8 protein-coding genes are annotated in these 5,439 nt (G+C 62.9%); 3 read left to right on the forward strand and 5 right to left on the reverse strand.

The window, feature by feature from the left end; all coding sequences use genetic code 11:
- The first annotated feature begins 933 nt into the window (after nt 1-933).
- Both I0Q12_RS19510 and I0Q12_RS19515 read left to right on the forward strand, forming a co-directional pair.
- Nucleotides 934-1,590: a DUF433 domain-containing protein gene (locus I0Q12_RS19510; protein WP_197253705.1), complete on the forward strand. Its 657-nt coding sequence runs from the start codon at nt 934-936 to the stop codon at nt 1,588-1,590.
- The gene (locus tag I0Q12_RS19515) at nt 1,580-1,966 is read left to right on the forward strand and encodes a hypothetical protein (RefSeq protein WP_307846356.1); all 387 of its coding nucleotides are present in this window, start codon (nt 1,580-1,582) and stop codon (nt 1,964-1,966) included. Before I0Q12_RS19510 ends, I0Q12_RS19515 begins: the two co-directional genes overlap by 11 nt.
- Before the next feature lie 120 nt (nt 1,967-2,086).
- Here I0Q12_RS19515 and I0Q12_RS35145 read toward each other — a convergent pair whose 3' ends face one another.
- From I0Q12_RS35145 to I0Q12_RS19530, 3 genes are all read right to left on the reverse strand, one after another.
- Entirely contained in the window at nt 2,087-2,203 is a 117-nt protein-coding gene (locus tag I0Q12_RS35145; protein ID WP_197253740.1) for a helix-turn-helix domain-containing protein, read from the reverse strand.
- Between the two features lie 149 nt (nt 2,204-2,352).
- Nucleotides 2,353-3,003: a DUF732 domain-containing protein gene (locus I0Q12_RS19525; protein WP_197253741.1), complete on the reverse strand. Its 651-nt coding sequence runs from the start codon at nt 3,001-3,003 to the stop codon at nt 2,353-2,355.
- Nucleotides 3,004-3,178: 175 nt separating this feature from the next.
- A complete protein-coding gene (locus I0Q12_RS19530; protein WP_197253709.1) occupies nt 3,179-3,319 on the reverse strand; it encodes a hypothetical protein in 141 nt (46 codons plus the stop codon).
- Between the two features lie 340 nt (nt 3,320-3,659).
- On the opposite strand from I0Q12_RS19530, the gene I0Q12_RS19535 reads away from it, so the two are divergent.
- On the forward strand, nt 3,660-3,899 hold the full coding sequence (locus tag I0Q12_RS19535) for a hypothetical protein (protein ID WP_231611032.1): 240 nt from the start codon (nt 3,660-3,662) through the stop codon (nt 3,897-3,899).
- A 253-nt stretch (nt 3,900-4,152) separates the two neighbouring features.
- On the opposite strand, the gene I0Q12_RS19540 is transcribed toward I0Q12_RS19535, so the two are convergent.
- Together I0Q12_RS19540 and I0Q12_RS19545 are read right to left on the reverse strand one after the other, a co-directional pair.
- A complete protein-coding gene (locus I0Q12_RS19540) occupies nt 4,153-4,575 on the reverse strand; it encodes a hypothetical protein (RefSeq protein WP_197253713.1) in 423 nt (140 codons plus the stop codon).
- 287 nt (nt 4,576-4,862) lie between these two features.
- Nucleotides 4,863-5,439 (reverse strand): DUF2637 domain-containing protein (locus I0Q12_RS19545; protein ID WP_231611034.1); only part of this gene is annotated, 577 nt, incomplete at its 5' end.

Here is a 5,439-nt window from a genome sequence, read left to right on the forward strand (position 1 = left end):
ACTGCCGATGAGGTGAAGCAGTGGCAGGGTCCAGAACCTCCGAGCATCCCCTGCGTGCTCGAACGTGCTGGACCCGCGTCCAATGATTACAGGATTCTCCGCGATCGCGGTAGACCCTCGAGATAGAAGCAGGCCCCGTCGGCGGATTGGGGGGGGCGCCGACGGGGCCTGGATCGCCGCGCAGGGGATGGGCGGCGATAGTGTGGATTCAATCACAGCGCGGAGGGGTCGGGAAATTGCTTTTGCCTAACGAAGCGTCCGTTTTCACCCCATGCCGCCACATGCTGTGAGGGCTCTACAGGGCATCCCGGCCGTTTCGGATGGAACCGCCTGGCCCCGCGATCTCGTCCAATCGGGTATGGATGAGCGTGGGTGTGACATACGAGTGAAACAGTTTCAAGCAGATGTCACATACACCGGCCCACGGCGACAACTCTGCCGAACGACAAGGCCCCCGCATCCATCGCGATGCGGGGGCCATTCGTCGCGTCCGAGAGTATCGCGGCGAACCGTCCCTTCGGCAGGTTCGGAAGAGAATGACCCCGTCGGCGGAAATGGGGGTCGCCGGCGGGGTCTTGTGTCGCCACACAGGGGGTCGTGACGACGGACGTATTAGATCACAGTGCCAGATGGGTCGGTGTGAGCGGGATCCGTCAAGTTTCTTGCAGCACAGATCATTTCATTAAGCAATAGTTAAGCTTCGGGTTACGCTTACGCCGCCGTTGTCGCTTCCGTTGGATACGTGCCTGCGGTGAAACGAATGCGCCCCGTTTTCCGACAAGGAAGGCGGGCGCCTTCTGCGTTCCTATACCCTGTGACGTGGCCGACTTTCGTTACGGCGCAATCGCGCGGTACCCTCCCCGCGCGGACAAAGCCCGACCCATACTGAGGTACGGGCCCGACAGGGTGGCAGCCTAGGGAGAGGGGGCATCGATGGTCGATCGTTTTTCAGATCCACTCTTCACCCCGACCGAGGTAGCGCAGTACCTGCGAATCCCGAAGCCCACTGTCTACAACTGGCTCGGTGAGGGCGACACCGACCATGCGCTGGTTCACAAGATCTCCGGCCAGCCACGCGGGCACGCCTCCGTGCCATTCATCGCGCTCGTCGAGGCCTACGTACTCCGGTCGCTGCGTGAGCTTCACTTGAAGAAGAGTCAGATCCGGGCTGCAGCCGAGGACGTACGCCGTGAGTTCGATACTCCGTTCGCGCTCGCCAGCAAACGTATCGCAACCGACGGTATCGACATCTTCATCCATCATGCCGATGATGACCTTGTGCGCGCTGGCGATCATCAGCGTCCGATGCGCGAGATCATCAACGAGCACCTGCGTTACATCAGCTGGGACGGTAGCGATGACGGATTCGCCACTCAGCTGCGGCTACGGCAGTTCCCCGATATTGCCACCGTGATCATTGACCCCCGGTTTGGATGGGGCGCGCCGATCGTCGAACGCACCAAGGTACCGGTCCGCGCGGTAATCGATCTGTTCTCCGCGGGAGAGTCGATGGACACTGTCGCTGACGAGTATGGTCTCACTCGCGACGAGGTGGAGGCGATCTGCCAGGTGGCACTGCGTGCTGCCTGAGTTCTTCTTCGATCGCGGCCTAGGCAAGTCGGTCGCCCGCGAGTTGCGCGACCTCGACTGGGTGATCCATCAGATCACCGATCACTTCCCGCGCGACGCGCAGGACGTGCCTGACGAGGAGTGGACTGAATACGGCCTCGCCCGAGGTTGGGTTCCGCTTTGCAAGGACAGTCGGATCCGTGGTCGTGATGTCGAACGCGAGCCCGTTGAGCGCTATGAGGCGGTCCTGTTTTACCTCGACAATCAGCAGCTTCTGATCAAGGATATGGTCACACGCATCCACCAGGCCCAACGGCACATTCACCGTGCGATCGATCGTGGTGGCCCGGCTCTGTACGCGATTGGTGCGAACGGCATTCGCAAGACGTGGCCGTGACGCCGTATGGCGCGCGGCAAGTCGCTCATGCCCGCGATTCTGGCCGAGCTTGGTTATTGTTTCGCGTCGGCGCGATGTGACGAACGCCCCCGTAGGAGCCGGGGGCGTTCGCTCGCGACCTTACGCGACACTCATCGCGAGCCAGCGACGCACTGTCGCCTCCGAGCGCCCGATCTCGTCGGCGATCGCATAGTTGCTCAACCCCGCCTCGTGGAGCTGGCGCGCGCGATGACGCAGTGCGTCACGTTCATCGGCCGGTGCTTGCCATGCTCACGCCTCGTCGACCGGCGCACCGAACCGTCCTGCACTACGCGACTGCGCCCCGCCACTTGACCGAGGCAGGGCGCGGTCGACGCAACTGCCTGTCGGCATAGGAGATCCGTCAGTTACCCGGGGATCGCGTCGCGGTGTTCTGGGCAGAAGGCGGGAACGCTGGCCCCCATGATGTACCCGATCTCGTCCAGCGAGTACATCCCGTCGCTTGCTGACGCCAGGGAGAGCCCGATGGCATTGAATGATGTGCCTTTGTCGAGGTCGCTGCACACGGCGTTGCCCAGGTTGATCATCAGCTGGTCGTCTGGGATGAGGATGTCATTGCTTCTGAGGGTGGCGAGAAACAGGTCTTCGTTCGAGAACCCGCTGCCGGGTGCCAGCGAGCTGGCTCCCGCCGACACGGTTGTGGTGCGTGGAGTGGTGACCGGTTTCGGCGATCTCGCCGTTGTAACCGGCGCCGGAGCTGTCGTGGTGGGCTTGGCCGTTGTCGATGATGTCGCGGAGGCCTGTGTCTCTGTCTCGTCCTCCGTGCCGCCGATCGATCCGAGAATCGTCAGGCCGACCACGGCCGCGGCGCAAACGCCGACGACCGCAGGCCACTTTTTCTTGGGCGGCGTCGGGGGAGTTGTCGCAGCCGAAGGCGCGGGCTGAGGGGCCAGCGCGCCGGCCTTAGGCTGGGTGTGCTGGGTCCACTGTTGACCGTCCCACCAGCGGACGATGTTCGTGTCGTGCGGATCGGGATGCCAGCCGGCGGGTGGGTTCATGCGACTTCCATTCTGCGAGGTTTGACCAAGTCGCATTTCGTTCGTGACGGTAAGTTTATTACAGTGTTACCCCAGGTCACGGCTACCTTGTGAGTGTTGGTGCGGTGTCGATGCGACAGAATTCCGCAGTTGGCTGGTGCGCCGAAGGCGAACGCCCCCGAAGGGGTTGGAGGCGTTATTCGGCCAGGAGGAACAGGGCAACCGGGATGATCGTGGTCCCGAGTAGGGTGGCGATCGCCAGGTCGCCGCGCCGTGAGTTCGTGTCACCGAACAGGGGTTCGTCGGGGCGCCGCTGCTTCGGAGTCTTTCGGCTCATCCCGCCAGAAACCCGAATGTCTGGTTTGGCTGCAATGTGTTACTCGGCCCACTCGGCTCGATCACTGGTAGATCTATCGAGTTGAAGGGACCCCGTCGGCTGAAGCGAGGGGTGCCGACGGGGTCCGTATCGCCTCACAGGGGATGGGGGCGACCGGTGGATTCAATCACAAGAGAACCGTTCCGGCAGGAAACCTGTTACCGGAAGAGATGTGGCCTGCGCTCGATCTGGGGGTCCCGGTTGTCTGCCCTCGCCGTCGGTGAGCATGATCGTTCCGGTGGTGTGGACCTCGGCAACCCCGGCAGGAAAGGGGAAGGAGCGGGGCGGTTACTTTATGCGCGTGCTCAACAAGATCGAGACCGTCACTGTCATGGTTTCGGCACATCGCGACGACTCGTACCGGAAGGTCGAACAGTGTGCGAGACGGCAGTGGGCAGACGTGCTCGCCGAACGGGGTGGACAGTGGAGTGATGCCGGCCTCGAACTTGTCGACCGCCAGCCGGACACCGACATCGTCGGCCGCCTTGTCTACCGGTTCGAAGGGACGATCGTCGAGTACGCCGGTCGCGTCAGCGGATAGAAGGCCCAAATCTGCCCGCGAAGAAGTGGCCTTGCTGCGTACATCCGGTGAAGGCCAGTGAACTTCTGCCGGGTGGACTTGCGCCGTCCTCGTTATCCCAAGCCGGATTGGTTCTGCATATCCACGTGAGGGCGGGCAAGGGCTGGTGCTTCCCAGACTCATGCCCCGTCGACCGGCACGCCGAACCCTACCGTGCAGCAGAATGCCCTGCTCCTCTTCGGAGGAGCAGGGCATTCTGGCGTTTAGGGGATGACTACGGGCGCATTACAGGAAGGACCGGAAGTTCGTCGATCTCGATTTCCGTGCCGGCGACAGAGCATGCCCGGGCGACAGCCTCCGATGTGGAGTTGAAGTCACTCGCAGCTGATTTGCTCAACCCCAGATCCAGCGGATCGTCCGGAAAGGATTGAACGACCTGGCCTATCCGATCCTTGATGTCAGGGTTCGTCGAGGTCAGTCCGGCAGCGTCGATCTGCTCGACAAGGTTGTCCATCTGCGCGTACCAGTCGGCCTTCGCTCCTCCCCACCCGGCGCGAATGCCATCGGAGATTTCGGACTGAGCGGTGGAGAAGTCGGTACAGACTTGGGTGCTGTTGTCTGCCGTTTCGGATTCGCCGCCGCACGCGGACAGTAGGAGTAGGGCGGGCGCGATCACCAGCGGGCGAAGACGAATCATGCCCGGATCATCTCGTCATCTGTTGCTGGTGTTACGCGCGTAACCGTCACCAGACCGTCAGCGCATCCATGGCAGACACGAAAGAGGTGACCGGACCCGTCGTCTGGTTCCATCCTGCACAGCTCGGAATGCTTTCCGCACTTCGGGCAGTTGGCATCCTGAATGTGGAACAGCTGATAGAGGGGTGCAATGCTCAACTCTCGTTCCTCGCAATCGATGCAATCCGATGTTCCGACCCGCTCAAGGGTAAGGGTGTAGATCAGCAAACACCGTGAACACGCCGGCTCTCATGCGGCGGCCGCTTCGGCGTCGCGCCACTTCCTCACCGAGGTGTCGCTCACCCCAATCTCGCGGGCGACTGCACGTAGCGACATGCCGGTGGCGAGGAGCTCGAGCGCATGGGCCCGACGGTCCTTGGGGGTGGCATGTGCCGTGGCCGTTTCGGGTTCGATGTCGATGGTGGGGGAGTCCTCGAGCTGCTCCCGGGCATCTCGCGCGAGCAGCACCGCGAGGTGGGGTGCCACCAGAAGGCACAGTGGTGGCACCACCGACACTGCAGCCGCGAATACCGGAGGTAGCGGGCCTGGCGGGATGAGGTGGTTGGCGACGGCGGCAATGACGGAGACGGTGGTGCCGGCGGCGAGGAGTGCCCACGCGTAGGACCGGTTTGCTGTGAGGCGGAGGACGCCGCGGGTGGCGACGATGGTCAGGCCGTCGACGATGAGTGGCCATGCGTGTGCGGCGTACGGGTCGTAGCCGGCGCGTAGGGCGAGGTCGGCGAGTTTGGTGTAGGACAGTCCGAACGCCAGGGCGGCGATCGTGATGGTGGCGTATGCGTCGATGTCGTGGACGCGTTTGGTCACA

This window comes from Rhodococcus sp. CX, assembly GCF_015865005.1.
In the GTDB taxonomy this organism is placed as follows: domain Bacteria; phylum Actinomycetota; class Actinomycetes; order Mycobacteriales; family Mycobacteriaceae; genus Rhodococcus.

Bases quoted from the DNA above. Each gene is read 5' to 3' on its own strand.
- I0Q12_RS19510 (WP_197253705.1), top strand. From the start codon at position 934: ATGGTCGATCGTTTTTCAGATCCACTCTTCACCCCGACCGAGGTAGCG.
- I0Q12_RS19530 (WP_197253709.1), bottom strand. From the start codon at position 3,319: ATGAGCCGAAAGACTCCGAAGCAGCGGCGCCCCGACGAACCCCTGTTC.
- I0Q12_RS19525 (WP_197253741.1), bottom strand. From the start codon at position 3,003: ATGAACCCACCCGCCGGCTGGCATCCCGATCCGCACGACACGAACATC.
- I0Q12_RS19540 (WP_197253713.1), bottom strand. From the start codon at position 4,575: ATGATTCGTCTTCGCCCGCTGGTGATCGCGCCCGCCCTACTCCTACTG.